Source organism: Chroococcidiopsis thermalis PCC 7203 (genome assembly GCF_000317125.1).
Classification (GTDB): Bacteria; Cyanobacteriota; Cyanobacteriia; order Cyanobacteriales; family Chroococcidiopsidaceae; genus Chroococcidiopsis; species Chroococcidiopsis thermalis.
This window is the reverse complement of sequence record NC_019695.1, coordinates 2,998,275-3,019,264: the sequence shown is the minus strand read 5'-3', so window position 1 is coordinate 3,019,264 and position 20,990 is coordinate 2,998,275. Positions and strand designations below refer to the sequence as shown.

The following is a 20,990-nucleotide window of genomic DNA, read 5'->3' as shown; positions in this document are numbered from 1 at the left end:
ATACCTGAGATTTCCGGGTGAGGAATCCGTACCCCTTTTCAACTCATCCTCAAGCTAGGATTACACTATCAGATAATGTCATTATTGCATTATTGTAACCGTCTGGATTTGCTATGGTTTCACCGATTAAAGCCGTTCAAGCCCCCTACTATGGCGATAACTTCTACCGCACGCCACCGCCAGACTTACCCTCTTTACTACTCAAAGAGCGGATTGTCTATCTTGGTATGCCCCTCGTACCCGCCGTCACCGAATTAATTATTGCCGAATTACTCTATTTGCAATCTGACGATCCAGACAAGCCGATCAAAATCTACATCAACTCTACAGGTACGTCTAGCTACAATGGCGAACCCATCGGCTTTGAAACTGAAGCCTTTGCCATTTACGACACGCTGAGATACATTAAACCCCCCGTTCACACCATTTGTATCGGCTCGGCGATGGGAATGGCAGCAATGCTGCTTTCAGCTGGAACTCCAGGTTGTCGTGCTAGTCTGCCCAATGCCAACATTATTTTGCACCAACCCAAAAGCTACGCCCAAGGACAAGCTACAGATATTCAAATTCGAGCGAAAGAAGTGTTGGCAAATAAGGCAACACTGTTAGATATTTTGGCAAAAACGACTGGACAGCCGATAGAAAAAATTGGCAAAGATATGGATCGGCTATTTTACTTAACTCCTCAGCAGGCGAAAGAATACGGTCTGATCGATCGCGTCTTGGAGAAACAAGACTTAGCCAATCCTCCCCTACCAGCTGGAGTCATCTAGCTTGTCATTTGTCATTGGTCATTGGTCATTTGCGAACAACCAATAACCAACAACCAACAATCAACAATGGAGTAGCTCATATGCCTATCGGTGTACCAAAGGTTCCCTATCGGATGCCAGGGGAACAATACACTCAGTGGATTGATATTTACAACCGCCTCTATAGAGAACGAATCATTTTCTTAGGACGCGATGTAGACGACGAAATTGCCAACCAAATTATTGCGGTTATGCTTTATTTGGATTCGGAAGATCCAGGCAAAGATATTTCCTTATACATCAATTCCCCGGGGGGAATGGTGACATCTGGGATGGCAATTTATGACACGATGCAACACATCAAATCTGATGTAATTACAATTTGTGTCGGTTTAGCTGCATCAATGGGGTCTTTCCTACTTGCTGCAGGTACAAAAGGCAAGCGTCTTGCCTTACCTCACTCGCGGATTATGATCCATCAACCATCAGGTGGGACTCGCGGACAAGCATCAGATATTGAAATTGAAGCGCGGGAAATCTTGCGAATTCGCGGTCAGTTAAACCAGATTTATGCTAACAATACAGGTCAACCTCTAGAAAAAATTGAAAAAGACATGGATCGTGACTTCTTCATGTCAGCAGAGGAAGCCAAAGCATACGGTCTAATCGATCACGTAGTCGAAGAACGTCCGTAGTAGTTAGTAATTAGCCATTAGCTGTTAGCAAATAACTAATGGCTACTCTCTTTTTTGCGCCTACTCTACTCTTCGAGAAGGGCTTCGCCCTACGAGAACGCTTTGCGCCTTTGCGTCTTTGCGTGACATAATCTAATATGACTAACACCCTCAAAGTCACAATTAAACTTTTCGCCGCCTATCAAGAAGCATACGGCAAATCGGAACTGGCACTAGAATTTCCTCAGAATACACCAGTTGCAGCAGTACGCGATCGCCTGATCTCCGAACATCCACAACTCTCGCAGTGGCGCGACGTGACTCGCTTTGGGATCAATTTACAATTCGTCGAACCCGATACTCTCCTTCAGGACGGAGATGAGGTGGTGTTGATTCCTCCCGTCAGTGGTGGTTAGTGAGAGAAGTCAAAAGTTAAAAGTTAAAAGTCAAAAATTTAATTTAAAGATTTAATTTAAAATAATTTTATTTGTTGCCTGTCCGGTGTTATCCACATCATAAATAATTGGTACACCTGTAGCGAGTTCTAGATTCGGAATTAGTTCGGGACTGAGGCGATCGAGTTGCATAATAATAGAGCGAAGAGAATTGCCGTGAGCTGCAACTAAAACATTATCTCCTTGTTTTAACTGGGTAAGAATGCGGCTGTGGAAAAAAGGAAGAGTGCGCTGCATTGTATCTTCTAGACTCTCGCCGCCAGGAGGACGCATGGAAAAAGATCTTCGCCATGCTTGTACCACATCCGCACCGTATTTTTCGGCTGTCTGCGCTTTATTTAATCCCTGCAAATCGCCATAAAAACGCTCGTCCAGTGCCATGCTGGGAATAATAGGAAGTTCGCAACTTGAATTACCTTCATACTTATCCCAACCGTGCCAGTGCGGATCGTCGGCTTCGTGTTTCAGTACGGGATTTTTCCCAGCACAAATTTCTTCAAATTCCGTCAGGCAAATAATCGCAGTTTCAATTGCCCGAATTAATAAGCTGGTAAAGCAAATATCAACTCGATAATCTCTCAGTTTATAAGCTGCCTTTGTTGCCTCCAATCGCCCTAATTTACTCAAAGGCACATCTACCCAACCTGTAAATTTGTTGGCAGCATTCCAGATACTTTGTCCGTGTCGGATGAGGATGAGTTTGGACATATTATTGTCTGTAAGTGGTAGAGTCAAAATGACTCTATATTCTCGCAGTAGAACCACAAAAGGAAACGCGATCGCTCTGCCGCTATGTTAACCAGTATTACTAACTATGAAATCACCTGGGAAAAGTTACCAGATGACTTTGTTTTAGACGACGAACCCGTGGATAACATCAACCAGCCGTCTCTAGCTGCGGCTTTGACTGAAAGCTTAGAAATAGCTGGGAAGGTTCCTCCCAATGCTTTAACTACCACTAATTATGGTATCTGTGCCGCAGTAAATCAAAAGTTTGTCGTCAAAGCTCCAGATTGGGCATATATACCCGCAATACGAGTTCCTAGAGAAGAAGTTAAGCGCACTTACACTCCTCAACTCCAAGGGGAAGTTCCAGTCATTGTAATGGAATTCCTTTCGGATACCGAAGGCGGTGAATATTCAATTAAACCTACATATCCGCCCGGAAAATGGTTTTTTTACGAACAAGTGCTAAGAGTTACCCACTACATTATTTTTGAACCAGATACAGGAGAAATAGAAGCTTATCAGTTAGATGATGGGCGATATCAAATCCGCACTCCAGATGAAAATAACCGTTACTGGATTGCTCAAATTGGTTTATTTCTGGGAGTGTGGCAAGGAACGAGAGAGAATAGAACGGGTTATTGGTTGAGATGGTGGGATGAAAACGGGCGGTTGTTACTGTGGGGGCTTGAGAAAGCCGAAAGATTAGCCGCTCAACTTAGAGCAGCAGGGATTGAACCAGAAGTATGAGCGTAGGCGAGGAGTAAGGAGTGAGGGTAATACTAGTTTGCTTTTTGACTACGGCAAAAGAGATCCCCTAACCCCCCTTTTTAAGAGGGGCTAGGAAAGCTGCTTGTGCCTCTAGGCTGAAGTAGAAGAGACAAGAGAATCATTTTTCTGCTTGTTTTGAGCTGCTCCCTGGCTTGCTTCTGCCGTGTAATCCTGAATTGCCTTTACGGTGAGAGACTGAGATTTGAGCGCCCGAATAGCTGCTGCTGTAGCCCGCGCCCCTGCGATTGTCGTGATAATGGGAATCTTGTAGGTGAGCGCCGATCGCCGAATCAATTTAGCATCAGTTTGCGCCTCTTCACCAGAAGGCGTATTGATAATCAACTGAATGTTGTGATTCTTAATCGCGTCGAGGACGTGGGGTCTACCTTCATGCAACTTTAGAATTAACCCCACCTTTAGACCGTGTTCTTGCAACACTCGACGAGTGCCATCGGTGGCAATGACATCAAACCCTAATTCAATCAAATCCCTAACTACAGGCACGACTAGAGGCTTATCGCGCTCGTTACAAGTCACAAATACAGTTCCTTCTAGGGGTAGGACTTCTCCAGCTCCCAATTCAGCTTTAGCATAAGCTAAGCCAAAATCGCGATCGATTCCCATCACCTCGCCTGTCGATCGCATTTCGGGACCGAGTAACGTATCTGTCCCAGGAAACTTCTTAAATGGTAATACCGCTTCCTTAACCGCAATATGATTTAACTTCGGTTCCTCGCTCAAGCCCAATTGTGCTAAGTTTTGCCCTGCCATCACTAACGAAGCTAACTTAGCAAGTGGGACTCCGGTTGCTTTGGAGACAAACGGCACTGTCCGCGAAGCACGCGGATTTGCTTCTAAGATATAAACTTGCGGGTTATAGGTGTGCGCTCCCACTACAGCAAATTGAATATTCATCAAACCAACAACTTTGAGCGCTTTGGCTAGTTGTATGGTTTGAGTGCGAATTTTCTCTAATACCGGAGTTGGTAAGGAAATCGCAGGTAGAGTACAAGCCGAATCGCCAGAGTGAATTCCTGCTTGCTCGATATGTTCCATTACCCCACCAATGACAACTTTACCTGTAGTATCGGCGATCGCATCGACATCTACTTCGATCGCATTTTCTAAAAACTTGTCGATTAAAATCGGATGCTCCGGTTCTACCTGCACCGCAAAGGTCATGTAACGCTCTAATTCAGTGTCAGAATAGACAATTTCCATCGCTCGTCCGCCCAAAACGTAACTCGGACGCACCACCACTGGATAACCGATCTTCTGAGCCACTACCAGGGCATCCTCATAGCTGCGAGCAATTCCATTAGGTGGCTGAGCAATATTCAAAGAGTGGAGAATCTTTTCAAACTTTTCCCTGTCTTCAGCAGTATCTATATCTTCAGGAGAAGTACCCCAAATTTTGGTAGTTGGTAGTTGGTAGTTGGTAGTTGCTCCCTCAGCTCCCTCAGCTCCCTCAGCTCTCTTCTTCCCTGCTCCCTGCAAATACTGCTGCAATGGTAATGCCAACTTCAGGGGCGTTTGTCCGCCAAATTGGACGATGATGCCGAGCGGTTTTTCGACTTCGATAATGTTGATGACATCTTCGAGTGTGAGGGGTTCAAAATAAAGGCGATCGCTGGTATCGTAGTCGGTGGAGACGGTTTCGGGATTGGAGTTCACCATAATCGTCTCGTAGCCAGCCCCTTTGAGGGCGTAGGCGGCGTGACAGCAGCAGTAATCGAATTCAATTCCCTGTCCGATCCGGTTGGGTCCGCCGCCCAAAATCATCACCTTGGGACGGTCTGAGGGACGAACTTCGGTTTCGCCGTCGTAGCTGGAGTAGTGGTAGGGAGTTAAGGCTTCAAACTCAGCAGCACAGGTATCGACAGTTTTGTAAACGGGAACGATACCGAGGCTTTGGCGATATTGCCGTACTCGATCTTCGCTAGTTTTGGTGGCAAAGGCAATTTGTTTGTCGCTAAATCCCTGTTGTTTAATCGCGTATAGTTGTTTGCCGTCCAGCGATTCTAAGGGAGTGCGTTTGAGCAGTTTTTCTGTTTCGAGCAGTTGTTGGAAAGAATCTAAAAACCAGGGATCGATCCCCGTAAGCTCGTAAATTTCTTCATTGCCCATGCCCAAAAGCATCGCTTGGCGCACGGCAAAAATGCGTTCTGGGTTAGGAGTACGCAAGTTGGCGCGAATTTGTTCGAGAGAAGGTAGTTTTTCTTGCTTGTCACAACCCCAACCGCTTCTACCCGTTTCTAAAGAACGTAAGGCTTTTTGGAAAGATTCGTTGAAGGTGCGCCCGATTGCCATTGCTTCTCCGACAGATTTCATTTGCGTGGTGAGTGTCGAATCTGAACCGGGAAATTTTTCAAAGGCGAAGCGGGGAATTTTGGTAACTACATAGTCTATGGTTGGTTCAAACGAAGCAGGAGTCTTTTTCGTGATGTCGTTGGCAATCTCGTCGAGCGTGTAACCGATCGCGAGTTTAGCAGCAATTTTGGCGATCGCAAATCCGGTGGCTTTGGATGCTAAAGCTGAAGAACGCGACACGCGGGGATTCATTTCGATCGCCACGACATCGCCGTTAGTGGGATTAATTGCAAATTGGATGTTAGAGCCACCCGTCTCCACTCCGATTTCGCGGATGATCCGTACCGAGTAGTCGCGCAGCCGTTGGTATTCTTTGTCAGTCAGAGTTTGAGCCGGAGCGACGGTGATGCTGTCTCCGGTATGGATGCCCATTGGATCGATATTTTCGATGCTGCAAATAATGACGACGTTATCGGCACAATCGCGCATCACTTCTAATTCGTATTCTTTCCATCCAATTAAGGACTTGTCGATCAAAATTTGCGAGACAGGGGAAGCATCAAGTCCAGAGGTGGCGAGTTCGAGAAATTCTTCTTGGTTGTAGGCAATACCTCCACCCGTACCACCTAACGTGAAGGCAGGACGGACGATGAGAGGATACGAACCAATTTCTTGAGCAACATTTTTGGCTTCCTCTAAGTTGGAAGCAATACCACTGGGGCAAACAGCAACGCCGATTTTTGCCATCGCTTCGTTGAATTGCTGTCTGTCTTCAGCCTTTTCAATCGCGGCGAGGTTAGCGCCAATCAATTGTACGCCGTATTTTTCTAACGTGCCGTTTTTGGCAAGGCTAACGGCGAGGTTGAGGGCGGTTTGTCCGCCCATCGTAGGTAAGAGTGCGTCGGGACGCTCTGATTCAATAACTTGGGTGACCAGTTCGGGGGTCAGCGGTTCGATGTAGGTGCGCTGCGCGGTTTCGGGATCGGTCATGATCGTGGCAGGATTGGAGTTAACCAAAATCACTTCGTATCCTTCTTCTCGCAAGGCTTTACACGCTTGCGTGCCTGAGTAGTCGAATTCGCACGCTTGTCCGATGACAATCGGTCCTGCTCCCAATAGTAGGATTTTTTTGATGTCAGAGCGCCTTGGCATAGTCCTTTCCTTTGAAGTGAGTAGTGAGTAGTCGGGAGTCGGGAGTCGGGAGTCGTAAAGAGGGCGTGGGGTGTGGGGTGTAGGGTGTGGTGCGTGGTGAGTCAATTCTCTCCCTCAGCTCCCTCAACTCCCTCAGCTCCCTCAGCTCCCTCAGCTCTCTTCTAGCCTCTCGTTTGTTGCGACCAAATGCGCGTTGGTAGCCCCCAGACGTAGATGAAGCCTTCAGCGGCTTTGTGGTCGAATTGGTCTTCGGCTCCGTAGGTTGCTAGTTCGGTGTTGTAGAGGGAGTTGTCCGATTTACGTCCGACAATGGTGGCGTTGCCTTTGAAGAGTTGGACGCGCACAGTACCGGAAACTCGCACTTGAGTTTGCTGGATAAAAGCATCGAGTGCCGCTTTGAGGGGACTATACCACTGTCCGTTGTAGACGAGTTGGCTGTAGGTTTCTTCAATTCCCCGCTTGTAGCGAGTGACATCAGCAGTCAAGGTGAGGCTTTCGAGGTCGCGGTGGGCTTGAATTAAAACTGTCATGGCAGGAGATTCGTAGATTTCCCGCGACTTGATTCCCACTAGGCGGTTTTCTACCATGTCAATGCGTCCTACGCCGTGGCTACCAGCCAGTTGATTGAGTCGATCGATCAGCGTGACTGGCGCTAGGGTTTCGCCGTTTAAAGCGACTGGAACACCACCTGCAAAGGTAATTTCTACATATTCTGGCTGATTGGGAGTGTCAGCGATCGCCTTTGTCATTTGATAAATTTCTTCTGGCGGTTCTGCCCAAGGATCTTCCAAGATTCCAGCTTCGATCGCCAATCCCAACAAATTTTTATCTAAGCTGTAGGGAGAAGATTTTTTAACTGGAAAGGGAATATCGAACTTTTCGCCATAGGCGATCGTTTCTTCCCGACTCATACCCCATTCTCTAGCAGGGGCAAGAATTTTTAAATTTGGATTGAGCGCGCCAATGGAGACATCAAACCGTACTTGGTCGTTACCCTTACCCGTACAACCGTGGGCGATCGCATCTGCACCGTACTTTTCAGCCACTTCTACTAAGACTTTCGCAATTAACGGACGTGCTAAAGCTGTAGCGAGGGGATAGCGATTTTCATACAAGGCATTTGCTTGAATCGCTGGGAAGGCATACTCTCTCACGAATACATCTTGTACGTTTGCCACTAACGATTCATCTGCGCCCGATTGCAGTGCTTTTTGGCGGATTGGTTCGAGTTCGTCGCCTTGTCCTAAATCGACTGCTAGGGTAATGACTTCTTGCACGCCCCATTCATGCTTCAAGTAAGGAATACATACCGAAGTATCAACGCCCCCAGAATATGCTAGTACGGCACGCTTAGCCCGACCTGTGGAGTTATTGAGTTGGGAGCTGGTATTTGCTTTGAGATTAACTGGGGTTGTCATTTGTCGCTATGAGTGAGTAGTGAGTGGTGAGTGGTAAGAGAATTAATAATTAGCGAAGTGAAAGTTCGTTGCTGAATTCTTGCAATCTAGACAAAATTTCCCAGCGTTGAACTTGTAAGCGATCGCGATCGGCTTTGACTGCTTGTTTGGCTCGGTCAATTTTTAATTGCTCGATTTGCAGATTTTTTGCTTCAATCTCTAAAGCATTTTCCCTATCCTGAATCGTATTGAGTTCATCTACAAGTAGAGCAGTCATTGTATTAACGTTTACCTGATAGGTGAAGCGATTCATAATTCACATCCTTTAAAAAACGTCTTTTTAAAAGTCAAAAGGTAAAAGGTAAAAGTTAAAAGTCAATCCTTGGGAGCTGCTATTGGTTTTTGTTTGATTAACAGTGAAGATAAGCTAAATGAGTGAAGATTTTGTGAACCGAGTTTCACGCCGAAAAATTTTGTTCCAAAGAACTCATGAAAAGCCGATCTTTCAATACCATTGTGGTACTGCTGTTGCATTCAAATCCAATTCGTTCGTAGAACCGTTGCTGATGCGTAGTCATTAAATAAACTCGTTCGACTCGACTCATGCGGGGATGACTCAAAACTGTTTGCACTAGTTTTCGCCCTAGTCCCCGCCCTTGATAATCGGGATGAATTGCCACATCCCAAATCGTAGCGCGATAAATTCCATCAGAAGTCGCTCTGGCAAAACCAATCAGCCGTTCTTCATCCCAAACACTCACGACTGGTTCGCTATTGGCAATTGCTATGCTCAGATCTTCTAAACTGCGTCCTTGCGCCCAAAATGCTGCTTGCTCGAATAATGTTTGTAACTGGAGTAAATCGTCTTGCGATCGCTGCGGTTGGCGTAAAGCGTTACCTGTAGCAATACAGAAACAAATTTGACTGCTATCTGTTTGTGATGATGCCTCTTTAGTTGGAGATACGGTAGATGTCATTCTCGAATGGTAATTGGTAATTGGTAGTTGGTAGTTGGTGAGTGGCTGGTGGCTGGTGGCTAGAATTTTTATCTAGTCACCAGTCACTAGTCACTAATATCTAGTTACTGTTTCGCGATCCCTTCTTCGCGGGCGGCTCTTTGGACGGCAGCTGCAACGGCTGTGGCTACGCGATCGTCAAACACGGACGGGATGATATACTCTGAGTGCAAATCGCTGGGTTTAATTAAAGAAGCGATCGCGCTGGCTGCTTCTAAACACATCGTGGTTGTAATTGTGCTGGCACGACTGTCTAAAGCACCGCGAAATACGCCAGGAAAAGCTAAGACATTATTGATTTGATTTGGATAGTCGCTGCGCCCTGTTGCCATAATTGCGACATCATTCATCACCAATTCCGGTTGAATTTCAGGGATGGGATTTGCCATCGCCATCACGATTGGGTCTTTTGCCATCGATCGCACCATTTCAGGAGTGACTACACCAGGGGCGCTCACGCCAATGAAAACATCGCTGCTTATCATAGCATCGGTAAGAGTTCCAGCTTGACTAACAGCAAATTCTTGCTTTTCCTGATTCAAGTCTGTTCGATGAGTAGAGAGAATGCCTTTGGAGTCACACATGAGTATATTCGTTGCACCAGCTTTTTGCAGTAAGCGGGCGATCGCGACTCCAGCGGCTCCCGCACCGTTGATGACAATCCGAATTTGCTCGATGGGTTTGTTGACAATTTTGAGCGCGTTGAATAAAGCCGCCAGCGTGACAATTGCCGTACCGTTTTGATCGTCGTGAAATACGGGAATATCTAATTCTTGGCGCAGGCGCTTTTCAATCTCAAAGCAGCGTGGAGCCGCAATATCTTCTAAATTGACTCCCCCAAATACAGGGGCAATATTTTTGACTGTAGCAATAATCTCTTCTGTATCTTGAGTCGCTAAACAGATCGGAAAGGCATCAATTCCGGCAAATTCTTTAAATAGCATGGCTTTGCCTTCCATGACTGGTAATGCTCCGGCTGCTCCAAGATTACCTAACCCTAAAACCGCACTGCCATCCGTGACGATCGCTACAGTATTTTGTTTGATCGTGAGATTATAAACTTGTTCTGGATCTTGAGCGATCGCCGTACAGACTCGACCGACTCCAGGCGTATACGCCATTGCCAGATCGTCTTGACTTTTGAGCGGAATTCTGCTGTTCACAGTAATTTTGCCACCACGATGCAAATTAAAAGTGCGATCGTAAACGCTCATCAACTTGACATCTGCCAATTCTTTCACTGCCTGGACGATCGTTTCGGCATGTTCTGTACTAGAAGCATCAACAGTCACATCGCGAGTCGTGAGTTGGCGAGTTTGAGCGATTAAATCGATTTGACCCAAATTACCACCACTGTTGGCGATCGCTTGAGTCACAGCTGCCAGCATTCCGGCTCGATTGGGAATTTGCAAGCGTAAAGTCAGACTATAACTTGAGTTCGGCGTGAGAATTACCATAGATGGAAGTGAGGGATCGGGATAGAGAATCGAGGGAACCGGAGAGCATGGAAGCTGAAAGAGCCATTACCAATTACCCATTACCAATTACCCAGTAATAATAAACAAACTGTAACGATTTTGAAATATATAGTGTATAAGTGAAAATTTTGTGAATAGGTAAAAAATTATCCATCGCCGCAAACCCTCAGAACTGTCACCAAATCTACCAAGTGAGATCGAATCTTCCTTTATGCTGGCGGAAATACTGTTGTCAGTTGTCAGTTATCAGTGAAGAGTGGTAGTTGGTAGTTGCACCTGAAGCTCCCCTGCACCTGAAGCTCCCCTGCTTCCTTGTCCCCCTTGTCCCCCTTGTCTCCCTTGTCCCCCTGCTCCCCGACTCCCGACTCCCGACTCCCGCATCATGAAAATTCTGCTTGTAGAAGATGATGAAACTATAGTTCAACTGCTCCAGCCAACGCTTGCCAGTCAACGTTATTTGGTGGAGCTAGCGACTGATGGTCAAGCAGGATGGGAACTGGTAGACAGTTTCGAGTACGATCTGATTTTATTGGATGTGATGCTGCCTAAGCTAGATGGAATTAATTTTTGTAAAAAGCTACGGGCAAAAGGCGATCGCACTCCGGTTTTGTTACTGACAGCTCAAGATTCCAGTACTGACAAAGTTAGGGGATTAGATGCTGGTGCGGATGACTACGCGCTCAAACCGTTTGACATAGAGGAACTATTAGCTCGCATTCGTGCTTTATTACGGCGTAGCAGTGCCACACCATCTCCGGTGCTAGAGTGGGGTTTCTTACGGCTCGATCCTAGTAGCTGCGAAGTCACCTATGACGGTAAACTCTTGCATCTGACGGCAAAAGAGTACGGCATTTTAGAATTACTACTACGTAACACCCATCGCATCTTTAGCCAAAGTGCGCTACTCGATCGCGTGTGGTCGTTTGACGAACCCCCTACGGAAAATACTGTTAGAGCGCATATCAAAAGTTTAAGACAGAAAATTAAAAAAGCCGGAGCGCCAGACCCGATTGAGACAGTTTATGGATTGGGATATCGGTTGAAGGCGGAAGAACGGGAGTCGGGAGTCGTAGGGGCGGGTTTATCAAAAGATTCACAGCTTACATCAATAGATCTTTGCTCAAAACCCACCTGTACAGGGGAGTCGGGGAGGGACAAGGGAGACAAGGGAGACAAGGGGGACAAGGGAGACAAGGGGGACAAGGGAGACAAGGGAGACAAGGGGGACAAGGGGAACAAGAAGGACAAGGGAGACAAGGGGGACAAGGGAGACAAGGGAGACAAGGGGGACAAGGAAGCAACTACCAACTACCAACTACCAACTACCAATTACCAATTACCAATTACCCAATCCCAAATTCCAACAGAATTAATCCCTTTATGGGAACGACATCGAGAAAAATATATCAATCGGATTGAAGTGATAGAACAGGCGATCGCATCTGTCAAGCAAGAGTGTCTCGATCCTCAACTACAATCCCAAGCAGCGAAAGAAGCGCATACTTTAATCGGCTCTCTCGGTAGTTTTGGTTTAATTGCCGCTTCTCAATTGTGTCGCCAAATTGAACGAGAATTATCTGATGAAACTCAATTAACTCAAGAGCGTATAGAGCATCTTTCAACACTTGTCGCCGCATTACGGCAAAATTTGAACGCTGTAGAAGAAGTCAAAAGTCAAAAGTCAGAAGTCAAAACTCAATTTTCCCCACCAACTACCAACTACCAACTACCAACTACCAAATTACTAGTTGTAGACAGCGATCCCGAGATCGCGCAAGCTGTAACAACAGAAGCTACAGCGGCGGGAATGGAGGTAGTTGTGGCAGGGGATTTGTCTCAGGCACGCTCGGCAATCGCCTATACTAAACCTGATGCAGTACTGCTCGACCTCTACTTTTGCCAAAATCGGGTGCATGGTTTGCAGTTTTTGTCAACTCTAGCAAACGCACAGCCACCGATACCTACGATTGTCCTGACTGCGCCACAGAGTTTTGCCGATCGCGTGGAAGCAGCTCGGTTAGGGGCGCGGAGTTTTTTGCAAAAGCCAGTACCACCAGCTCAAGCGATCGCGGCGATCGCGCAAGTTTTGCAAGCATCCACAACTCCAGAAGCAAAGTTAATGCTTGTGGATGACGATCCGCAGTTACTGGAAAGATTGCAGGTATTACTAGAACCTTGGGGATTCAGACTGACCTTGCTTACAGATCCTCAGCAATTTTGGCATTATTTGGCAAACTTTCGCCCCGATCTGCTAATTTTAGACATAGAGATGCCACAATTGAGCGGTATCGACCTCTGCCAAGTGGTACGCAACGATCCCCAGTGGAGCGAACTGCCAATTATATTTCTATCCGCTCGTACTGATGCTGAGACAATTCATCGAGTTTTTACGATTGGTGCTGACGATTACGTAAATAAGCCAGTTATCGGACCCGAACTCGTTGCCAGAGTACTAAATCGCTTAGAGCGTAGTAAAATTCGTCACCAAATGTTACAGCTCCAGAATGCACAATTAATGAAAAGCGAGTAGTGCGTGGTGCGCAATCTGAAGTACAAATGACAAATGATAACTGATAGCTAACAAATGACAAATGGAATTACCAGTCGATTGAGTTTAGCGCTGTTATATTTGCTAACTCTATTGTGTTTAGGCTGGGTTTCTTTCTACTCCTTAACAGAGTGGAGGGTAACAGTCGATCGCCAAGTCAATCTGCAAATGGAAGTAGCAGTATCGACTACACCAGCAACTGCACCAGAGATCGTTGCCCAACAACAATTGTTGCAGCAGACGGCGCGGGAAGCTAAAAAACGGGCTGACAATGCGATCGCCGTGTCTCTAGTTAGTTTCGGTTTCAGCGCAATCGGATTTTTATTAGTCTATTACCTCTTAAATTTACAACTACAGCGAGAACTTGCCGAACGCCAGCGTGCAGAAGAGGCTCTACGTCAAGCTGAAACTAAGTATCGTAGTATTTTTGAAAATGCGATCGAAGGAATTTTTCAAACAACACCAGATGGGCGATATTTGACGGCAAATCCCATGCTGGCAAAGATTTACGGTTATTCCTCTCCCGCCGAACTGATGGCGAATATCTCTGACTTGGGGCAACAACTTTACGTCAATCCCAACCGTCGGACTGAGTTCATTCGCCTACTACAACAGCACGACACCGTAGCGGGGTTTGAGTCTCAAGTCTATCGTCAAGATGGCAAGGCGATTTGGATTGCAGAACAGGCAAGAATTGTCAGAGATGATAACGGTAAGCCGCTTTACTATGAAGGTATTGTCGAAGATATTACCGAGCGCAAACATGCAGAAGAAGAACGGGCAAAGCTGATTGCTATCCTCGAAGCAACTTTAGATTTTGTCGCTACTGCCGATCTAGACGAACGAGTAAATTATTTAAATAGCTCTGCTTGTAAAGTTTTTGGTTGCGATCGCGATCGCGATTTCACGAACTTGCATCTGAGCAATCTTCACCCTACTTGGGCTTACGACCTCTTGCACCGCGAAGCAATTCCCACGGCAATTCAGGATGGCGTTTGGGTAGGTGAAACGGCAATTCTGAGTCACGATGGACGCGAAATTCCAGTTTCACAACTATTGATCGCCCACAAATCCTCGCAGGGAAAGGTGAAGCTACTATCTACCATCGCCCGCGATATTACTCAGCGCTTGCAAATTGAAGCCTCGTTGCGAGAAGCAGAAAGACGTTGGCGGAGTTTGTTAGAGAATGTCCGATTAGTCGTGGTAGGACTCGATCGCCAAGGAATTGTCGAGTATGTCAATCCATTCTTTCTTGAATTGGTAGAATATACCTCAGAGGAGGTTTTGGGCAAGAATTGGTATGAAGTGTTCTTACCACCTCATCAGCGTCAGCGCGTGCAGGAGCATTTTCTGCAATTACAGCAACAAGGCTTGCACAACTACTATCAAAATTCGATTTTGACTAAATCTGGGCAAGAAAGGTTAATTGCTTGGAATAACACGATCTTGCGCGATTTACAGGGTGAGGCGATCGCGACTCTCAGTATTGGGGAAGATATTACGGAACGTTACGCGATCGAACGCATGAAAGATGAGTTTGTTTCTGTTGTCAGTCACGAACTCCGCACGCCTTTAACCTCAATTCACGGGGCGCTAAATTTATTATCTAGCGGTCTAATTGACGCTCATAGCGATCGCGGACGGCGCGTGATTGATATAGCTTCTGAGGGAGCCGATCGCTTGGTGCGACTGGTGAACGATATTCTGGAGTTGGAACGCTTGGAATCGGGAAAAATTAGTTTATTGCAGCGATCGTGCAACGCGGCTGATTTATTAGAAAAAGCAACGGATTTGATGCAGGTGATGGCAAATCGTGCCAAAGTTACTCTATCTGTTTATTCCCAAGATATTCAACTCAACGTCGATGGCGATCGCATTATTCAAGTCTTAACTAATCTCCTTGGTAATGCAATTAAATTTTCTCCAGAAGGCTCCACAGTTGAGTTAAGTGTTGAAGCGATCGAAGGTGGTGAGAATTCGGAGTTCGGAGTTTTGAATTCAGAGTTAAATTCTGCCTCAGCTTCCCTATCAACAAATATTCTCTTCACCGTTAAAGATCGGGGGCGTGGTATCCCAGAGGATAAGATTGAAAGTATTTTCGAGCGTTTTCATCAAGTTGATGCCTCCGATTCCCGAAAAAAAGGTGGCACGGGACTCGGGTTAGCAATCTGCCGTAGCATTATACAGCAGCATGGTGGACGAATTTGGGCAGAGAGCGTGTTAGGTGAAGGAAGTCGTTTTTATTTCACGCTACCAAGTAAGTAAAGTGGGCGATGCCCACCTTGCTATTGTTCCTACCAAGTATGTAAAGTGGGCGATGCCCACCTTGCTATTGTTCCCCCCTTTATAAGGGGGGTTAGGGGGGATCTCCAAGCGCTTTCTTGGCATCACCGACGAAAAGTATTAGGGTGGGTAATGCCCTACTAGACTAGGTCTTTTAACTAGATCGAAGCACTGGCAAAGGGATTTTCTCCACCAGCGAGACTAGCAAAAAAGTCTTGATAATTACCGGACAAGGAACTGCTATCACCAGTGACAGGTGCAGCTCCACCAATATCAAAGGTGAATAATGGCTCTGTTTCTCCGTTGACTACAAGACTGAGTTGACCACCAAATAAACCGTCAGTTGCGGGTTCAAAATTGAATTGAAAATTGCTATCGCTGTTACCTTCATTGACGTTAGTTAGAGAGTCATTGCTTAAATTAGCAAAAACATCCTGTACCCCAGTTCCAATCAGGTCTGCTTGTGCGTCAATGCTTGCTGCAACATCATCTGGAAGTTCGGGTGAATTTCCTTCTGTTGTATTCGCATTTGCAAGAATTTCGTTCAGTGCTTCTGCAAACCCCGTACTAGCAGACGAGCGAAATTCATTAATAGTATCCTGGGCAAATTGTGGGAGTTCAAACTCCATGATTTATCTCCTGATTTTTGGACAAATTGGCAACACAACCTAAGCGCGATCGCATTGCCAAGCCTGAAGTTGTTTGCCGAAGATGTTCTGAAAATGTTCTACGGCAAAGCTTTAGCCCAAGCCCTCGAACGTATAGTTTGGGTTGTTATAATCTGGAAGGTTCGTAGCAGTATCTATGGTTTCTTGAGTCGCGCCCCCAGAACCAAATAAACTGCTCACGCCCGTGCTAATATCAAAGCCGATCTCTTGGCTGGGTTGGCTGCTACCAAGTGAAATCGGTTCGCTGTCACTACTAAGAGGGAAAGCCCAGTCTTCATTACCGATCGCGCTGCCATCACTGCCGATCTCAAGACGATTTCCTAGAAGAGTGCTGTTACTAACATCGGCAGTGTTACCACTACCGAGAATGTTGTTATTGCTGCCTTCGGGCATATTGGCATTGCCAAGAACGGTATTGCTCTCACCTAATTGCCAGTTGCCGTTACCGTTGGTTTGGTTATCAGTACCAAAATTCCAGTTCCCGTTACCAGTACTTGTATTGCCATCGGCATAATTCCAGTTGCCATTACCATTGGTTTGACTGTCACTGCTGAAATTCCAGTTACCATTACCATCGGTTGTGTTGTTACTTCCAAGGTTCCAGTTCCCATTGCCGCTACCAGTGTTACCAGTAGAATCTGAATCGGACTCTAAATTATTGACATCTAAGATAAAGTTGTCACTGTCAAAGGGTACGGGTTGGTCGGTTTCAATTTCTGGTAAGGAGGGAAGAGTATCGCCAAACGGCAAATTATCGGGGAGATTGCTAGCTTGGGGGTTGTTTTCAGCATTGCCACCAGCAAAAGGATTATTATTATCTGATTCCGTATCTCCACCAGAAAAGGGATCGCTACTACCACCAGAGAGGTTACTACTTTCATCTAAGGTGTTGCCTTCACTGGATTGTAACTGACCGTCTTGAAATGCCCAGTTACTATTACCTGTAAAGTTGTTAGAGCTAGTTTCCGGTTGCGATGTGGTTTGATTATCTGAAGTTGCCATCAAAAAACCTCCGACTGTTTACACCAATTGCTCAATTCCCTCGAACATCAAGCAGACTAATTAAAGCCCTACTTAAAAAAATGTTCGTCTTCAATCAATTTGCGAACGGATATCATCAATTCATTCAAAATATTCGCTTCTTAAAGACCAAGAAAATACCGCATCAATCATTAGTTTTCACTGAGAATGAACTCGCGACAAAATTGATGCGATCGCTACATCAAAATGCAATATTCGTCTGTAATTTAAATGATTTGCAAAACGACTCTATTAGATTTTTCGCGCTGTCTTCTTGAAGCAAAGCGACCTTCAAAACTTGCTTCTACACTTAAACTTTTTGTTGCAAGAACTTAGCGAATAAATTTGGCAAAATATCGATCTCATAATACTTTAAAGCCGCACTCTATTAGTAGGCAGATGCCCATTATTCAGAGAGCAAATTCAACAAGACAACCTAGTGGCTATCAAGCATATGTCTGTTAGTCTATAAAATTTATAAACTGTGTGAAATGAGTAAAGTTTGGATTGAGTTGTTAATTTTTTCGATTTGAGAAGTTACTTCAGATTGGCTTAATTGATGAGATTGAGTAGTGCTTTGGGGTGATTTACTATTGGTTTAGCAATCCATCATTTGCTACTTTTGTCAACAAGCTTTTGGTGATTTCTTCCCACTCGCGATCGAGATCGATATGAGCGGGCGATCGCCCGCTGCGCTTATACCAATAACGAGCATTACTCAAGTCACCTTCTTGACGGTGTAAATGAGCGTGAACCCAAGCACTATCAGCGTCAGCTTCATCTTGGATCGGTACGTGCGCTCGTTCCCAATCTCCTTGCTTAGCGTACCAAAGTGCTTGCAAAGGTAAAGGGAGATCGCGAGCAGTAACCAGTGACCAGTGACCAATGACCAGTTAATTCTCTACTTACGACTTACAACTTCGACTAGCCTATCAAACTGCTGGGCGAGTAATTCTCCAGCTGCAGTACTATCTACAGGTTGAGAGAAATAATATCCTTGCCCAAATTTACATTTGAGTCCTCGCAGACGGGCAAGCTGTTCTAAAGTTTCTATTCCTTCAGCCACGACTTCCATGTCTAGGGCGCGGGCAAGCATGATTGTAGCGCGAACGATCTCCCAACTTTGATAGCATTTACCGATTCGGCAAACGAAGGAACGGTCTAGCTTGAGGATATTTATCGGAAACCGTTGTAAGTAACTTAAGGAAGAATAACCCGTGCCGAAGTCATCTAGGGCTAGGGAGACTCCCAAAGCGTTGAGTTCTTCCATCAAAGCCGCGATTGCTTCAGGGTGTTCCATCAGTACGCTTTCAGTCAGTTCTAGTTGCAAACTCTTTGCGTCGAGTCCAGTGGCTTGTAATATTTGAATAATCTGTTTTCCTACTTGCGGTTGAGTAAACTGCGGTGCAGAAAAGTTGACACTGATTTTGAACGGCACGTTCATGGCAAATTGTGCTTGCCAAAGTTGCATTTGCAGGCAAGCTTGCTGCAATACCCACCAGCCAATCGGCACAATTAACCCTGTCTCTTCGGCAATTGGAATAAATTCTGCTGGAGAGATTGCACCCCTTTGGGGATGCTGCCAACGTACGAGTGCTTCAAAACCAACAATTTTTTGGTTGACTAGCGAAACTATCGGTTGATAGTGCAAATGCAATTCCTGGTTGTCAATTGCCCGTCGCAAGTCAGTTTCTAATTGAAATAGTGCTACGACGCGATCGCGCATGGAGGTATCGAAAACTTCATACCGTGCTTTCCCGCCAGCTTTGGCGCGGTACATAGCAGTATCGGCATCGCGCAATAAATCTTCTGGTTGGCGATATTCTCTGGTATTGGCGATCGCGCCAATGCTTGTGGTGGCAAAAATCTCATTACCATCTAACCGAAAAGGTAACTTAAGTGCCAGTTGTATCCGTTTGATCATCTCAGTGGGATCGCTACAATTCTCTAGCACCATTGCAAACTCATCGCCGCCTAGACGAGCCAGAGTATCTCCCGTGCGGATCTGCGCTCTTAGTCTTTGAGCGATCCCAATCAACAACCGATCGCCAAGCATATGTCCTAAACTATCATTGATTGCCTTGAAGCGATCGAGGTCTAAAAACAAAACTGCAAAACTATAGTCTGCTTGCTGTTGTTGCAACCTCAGTGCTTGCTCCAACCGCATCATAAATAGGGCGCGATTTGCTAGACCCGTGAGGGAATCGTGAAAGGCTTCGTGTTGTAATTGTTGCTCTATTTGTTTGCGCTTAGTAATGTCGTGGACGATGATACAAAAAACATCTTTGCCGTTGCGAGTAATTAAGTTCGCGTTAATTTCAACATCGACTAGTATTCCATCCTGACGGCGATATTGTTGTTCGCCTGTAAAGTAACGCTCTACCTGCAATGCTAAGATAAAGCGCTCTACCACTGCTTGATTTTCAGCAACTAAATCGAATAGTGTCAACTGGAGTAGTTGACCGGAATGATAGCCGAGGAAATTTTCAAATGTAGCATTGGCTTCAATAATTTGTTTGGTACTGGCATTGACTAAAAAGATACTTTGAGAAGCCTTGGCAACTAAATGACGGTATTCTTCACTTTCTTGCCATTTACGCTCGGAGGCTACTAATTTTTCTATAAGTTGAAAAATAATTGTTGCAAAAATTATTGCAACGATCGCTAGTAAAATTGTTAAATAATACCAACTTGTCCGACCTTGATGATATATTTCCCTGGCAATAGCAACGCGCAAAATTGCCGCAGGTTTACCGTAAATATCTGGTAGCAAAGCGTAACCAGCAATTGTATTTTTGTCGATCGGACGTACGAGAATTTTGTTAGTTGGTGATAATAAATTTCGCATTGCCTGAAAATCAGTAGGCAGATCGGCGCGATCGATTGCACGTACGGAAAGCGGCAGGCGGGTAGACTTGGATAAAGTGGCGATCGTTCCAGCATTGAGATAACGCCCAAAAATGAGCGAACCGCGAATCGGTCCTTTATCTTCACTAGACAAAATTGGTTGCGCTCCGACTAAAATTAATCCTTCTGGTAGATTGACAATACCTACTGTGCCACTTTCTATAGTCTTGTGGCGCACCAGTGGAGATTGTGGCACTAGATGAGGTTTCAATGCTGGAGAAATTGACTTGTATTTCTGAGCGTTTAAGTCAAAACCAGTTCCGTAAACTATTTTGCCTGAAGGCTGAACGTAGAGAACTAAATTGAGTTTGAGTGCTAGCAATCCTGCTGGGTAGAGATTAGAGTCGATATAATCTTGGTTCCGATCTAGGACAAAATTATAAGTATCGTTCCAGCTTGCCCAATCATCAATATGAATGCTCAAATCTTTTTTGGATTGAGTAAAAGCACTTAAAACTCCTTCTACTGCTTGGCGAGTATGCCGTTCTTCTGCTTGGTGCAGATTCTTGAACAAAATAACTGATGCTGTCGCATACAATACTCCAATCAGACTGGTGAATGCTACACCGATGGGGAATAATGTCTTTTTGGATTTCATGCGATCGCTTTACTGAGTAAAAATATTTCGTTCGGGTTAAGTAAAAATTGTTTTAACTGCTACAAATACTACAATCATAAGCCTATCTAGATCTAGCTATCAAGCGTATAATTGCGAAGTTCATTGTTAATTTACTTGTCTTTTTACGTATGTTTACTGAAAGATATGTTGCGCAAAGATGCAAAAAATTGCTAGCGGCTTTGCACGAAAACTTTCCCACGGTGGGGGAACCCTC

At 45.4% G+C, this 20,990-nt stretch carries 17 protein-coding genes; 6 read left to right on the top strand and 11 right to left on the bottom strand.

Going from position 1 to position 20,990, the window contains the following annotated elements:
* Window positions 1–113 precede the first annotated feature (113 nt).
* The 3 genes from CHRO_RS13270 to CHRO_RS13260 all read left to right on the top strand — a co-directional run bounded on the left by CHRO_RS13270 (window position 114) and on the right by CHRO_RS13260 (window position 1,842).
* Complete coding sequence (locus CHRO_RS13270; RefSeq protein ID WP_015154723.1) at window positions 114–773, top strand: ATP-dependent Clp protease proteolytic subunit; 660 nt, start codon at window positions 114–116, stop codon at window positions 771–773.
* Between the two features lie 80 nt (window positions 774–853).
* Window positions 854–1,447 carry an ATP-dependent Clp protease proteolytic subunit gene (locus tag CHRO_RS13265; RefSeq protein ID WP_015154722.1) on the top strand — a complete coding sequence of 198 codons (594 nt, stop codon included), beginning with the start codon at window positions 854–856 and terminating at the stop codon, window positions 1,445–1,447.
* A 137-nt stretch (window positions 1,448–1,584) separates the two neighbouring features.
* A complete protein-coding gene (locus CHRO_RS13260; protein WP_015154721.1) occupies window positions 1,585–1,842 on the top strand; it encodes a MoaD/ThiS family protein in 258 nt (85 codons plus the stop codon).
* A 51-nt stretch (window positions 1,843–1,893) separates the two neighbouring features.
* On the opposite strand, the gene CHRO_RS13255 is transcribed toward CHRO_RS13260, so the two are convergent.
* Window positions 1,894–2,589 (bottom strand): 2,3-bisphosphoglycerate-dependent phosphoglycerate mutase, encoded by a 696-nt coding sequence (locus CHRO_RS13255; protein ID WP_015154720.1) that lies wholly within the window; start codon window positions 2,587–2,589, stop codon window positions 1,894–1,896.
* Window positions 2,590–2,673: 84 nt separating this feature from the next.
* Between CHRO_RS13255 and CHRO_RS13250 the strand changes: the two genes are divergently transcribed.
* A complete protein-coding gene (locus CHRO_RS13250) occupies window positions 2,674–3,357 on the top strand; it encodes a Uma2 family endonuclease (RefSeq protein WP_015154719.1) in 684 nt (227 codons plus the stop codon).
* A gap of 111 nt (window positions 3,358–3,468) precedes the next feature.
* Here CHRO_RS13250 and carB read toward each other — a convergent pair whose 3' ends face one another.
* The 6 genes from carB to CHRO_RS32180 form a co-directional block, all read right to left on the bottom strand.
* Window positions 3,469–6,840: a carbamoyl-phosphate synthase large subunit gene (gene carB, locus CHRO_RS13245; RefSeq protein ID WP_015154718.1), complete on the bottom strand. Its 3,372-nt coding sequence runs from the start codon at window positions 6,838–6,840 to the stop codon at window positions 3,469–3,471.
* Between the two features lie 161 nt (window positions 6,841–7,001).
* A complete protein-coding gene (locus CHRO_RS13240; protein ID WP_015154717.1) occupies window positions 7,002–8,258 on the bottom strand; it encodes an argininosuccinate synthase in 1,257 nt (418 codons plus the stop codon).
* A gap of 49 nt (window positions 8,259–8,307) precedes the next feature.
* Window positions 8,308–8,550 carry a hypothetical protein gene (locus tag CHRO_RS13235; protein WP_015154716.1) on the bottom strand — a complete coding sequence of 81 codons (243 nt, stop codon included), beginning with the start codon at window positions 8,548–8,550 and terminating at the stop codon, window positions 8,308–8,310.
* A gap of 145 nt (window positions 8,551–8,695) precedes the next feature.
* On the bottom strand, window positions 8,696–9,214 hold the full coding sequence (locus CHRO_RS13230) for a GNAT family N-acetyltransferase (protein WP_015154715.1): 519 nt from the start codon (window positions 9,212–9,214) through the stop codon (window positions 8,696–8,698).
* 104 nt (window positions 9,215–9,318) lie between these two features.
* Window positions 9,319–10,710 (bottom strand): malic enzyme-like NAD(P)-binding protein, encoded by a 1,392-nt coding sequence (locus CHRO_RS13225; RefSeq protein ID WP_015154714.1) that lies wholly within the window; start codon window positions 10,708–10,710, stop codon window positions 9,319–9,321.
* A gap of 267 nt (window positions 10,711–10,977) precedes the next feature.
* On the bottom strand, window positions 10,978–11,115 hold the full coding sequence (locus CHRO_RS32180; protein ID WP_181824328.1) for a hypothetical protein: 138 nt from the start codon (window positions 11,113–11,115) through the stop codon (window positions 10,978–10,980).
* Here CHRO_RS32180 and CHRO_RS13220 point away from each other — a divergent pair.
* Together CHRO_RS13220 and CHRO_RS13215 are read left to right on the top strand one after the other, a co-directional pair.
* A complete protein-coding gene (locus CHRO_RS13220) occupies window positions 11,114–13,261 on the top strand; it encodes a response regulator (RefSeq protein ID WP_015154712.1) in 2,148 nt (715 codons plus the stop codon). The genes CHRO_RS32180 and CHRO_RS13220 overlap by 2 nt on opposite strands.
* Before the next feature lie 54 nt (window positions 13,262–13,315).
* Complete coding sequence (locus CHRO_RS13215; RefSeq protein WP_015154711.1) at window positions 13,316–15,544, top strand: PAS domain-containing sensor histidine kinase; 2,229 nt, start codon at window positions 13,316–13,318, stop codon at window positions 15,542–15,544.
* A 176-nt stretch (window positions 15,545–15,720) separates the two neighbouring features.
* Here the strand turns inward: CHRO_RS13215 and CHRO_RS13210 are convergent, their stop codons facing one another.
* The 4 genes from CHRO_RS13210 to CHRO_RS29650 form a co-directional block, all read right to left on the bottom strand.
* Window positions 15,721–16,191, bottom strand: coding sequence for a hypothetical protein (locus CHRO_RS13210; RefSeq protein ID WP_015154710.1), 471 nt, complete (start codon window positions 16,189–16,191; stop codon window positions 15,721–15,723).
* A gap of 111 nt (window positions 16,192–16,302) precedes the next feature.
* The gene (locus CHRO_RS13205; protein WP_015154709.1) at window positions 16,303–17,232 is read right to left on the bottom strand and encodes a hypothetical protein; all 930 of its coding nucleotides are present in this window, start codon (window positions 17,230–17,232) and stop codon (window positions 16,303–16,305) included.
* A gap of 608 nt (window positions 17,233–17,840) precedes the next feature.
* Window positions 17,841–18,092, bottom strand: coding sequence for a hypothetical protein (locus CHRO_RS13200; protein WP_015154708.1), 252 nt, complete (start codon window positions 18,090–18,092; stop codon window positions 17,841–17,843).
* Window positions 18,093–18,151: 59 nt separating this feature from the next.
* Window positions 18,152–20,755: a bifunctional diguanylate cyclase/phosphodiesterase gene (locus tag CHRO_RS29650; RefSeq protein ID WP_015154707.1), complete on the bottom strand. Its 2,604-nt coding sequence runs from the start codon at window positions 20,753–20,755 to the stop codon at window positions 18,152–18,154.
* Window positions 20,756–20,990 lie beyond the last annotated feature (235 nt).

Excerpts from the sequence above, each read along its gene's own strand:
- CHRO_RS13205 (WP_015154709.1), bottom strand. The coding sequence starts at position 17,232 with ATGGCAACTTCAGATAATCAAACCACATCGCAACCGGAAACTAGCTCT.
- CHRO_RS13270 (WP_015154723.1), top strand. The coding sequence starts at position 114 with ATGGTTTCACCGATTAAAGCCGTTCAAGCCCCCTACTATGGCGATAAC.
- CHRO_RS13255 (WP_015154720.1), bottom strand. The coding sequence starts at position 2,589 with ATGTCCAAACTCATCCTCATCCGACACGGACAAAGTATCTGGAATGCT.
- CHRO_RS13230 (WP_015154715.1), bottom strand. The coding sequence starts at position 9,214 with ATGACATCTACCGTATCTCCAACTAAAGAGGCATCATCACAAACAGAT.
- CHRO_RS13260 (WP_015154721.1), top strand. The coding sequence starts at position 1,585 with ATGACTAACACCCTCAAAGTCACAATTAAACTTTTCGCCGCCTATCAA.
- CHRO_RS13235 (WP_015154716.1), bottom strand. The coding sequence starts at position 8,550 with ATGAATCGCTTCACCTATCAGGTAAACGTTAATACAATGACTGCTCTA.
- CHRO_RS13225 (WP_015154714.1), bottom strand. The coding sequence starts at position 10,710 with ATGGTAATTCTCACGCCGAACTCAAGTTATAGTCTGACTTTACGCTTG.
- CHRO_RS29650 (WP_015154707.1), bottom strand. The coding sequence starts at position 20,755 with ATGAAATCCAAAAAGACATTATTCCCCATCGGTGTAGCATTCACCAGT.
- CHRO_RS13240 (WP_015154717.1), bottom strand. The coding sequence starts at position 8,258 with ATGACAACCCCAGTTAATCTCAAAGCAAATACCAGCTCCCAACTCAAT.
- CHRO_RS32180 (WP_181824328.1), bottom strand. The coding sequence starts at position 11,115 with ATGATGCGGGAGTCGGGAGTCGGGAGTCGGGGAGCAGGGGGACAAGGG.
- CHRO_RS13215 (WP_015154711.1), top strand. The coding sequence starts at position 13,316 with ATGACAAATGGAATTACCAGTCGATTGAGTTTAGCGCTGTTATATTTG.
- CHRO_RS13210 (WP_015154710.1), bottom strand. The coding sequence starts at position 16,191 with ATGGAGTTTGAACTCCCACAATTTGCCCAGGATACTATTAATGAATTT.
- CHRO_RS13265 (WP_015154722.1), top strand. The coding sequence starts at position 854 with ATGCCTATCGGTGTACCAAAGGTTCCCTATCGGATGCCAGGGGAACAA.
- carB (WP_015154718.1), bottom strand. The coding sequence starts at position 6,840 with ATGCCAAGGCGCTCTGACATCAAAAAAATCCTACTATTGGGAGCAGGA.
- CHRO_RS13250 (WP_015154719.1), top strand. The coding sequence starts at position 2,674 with ATGTTAACCAGTATTACTAACTATGAAATCACCTGGGAAAAGTTACCA.
- CHRO_RS13220 (WP_015154712.1), top strand. The coding sequence starts at position 11,114 with ATGAAAATTCTGCTTGTAGAAGATGATGAAACTATAGTTCAACTGCTC.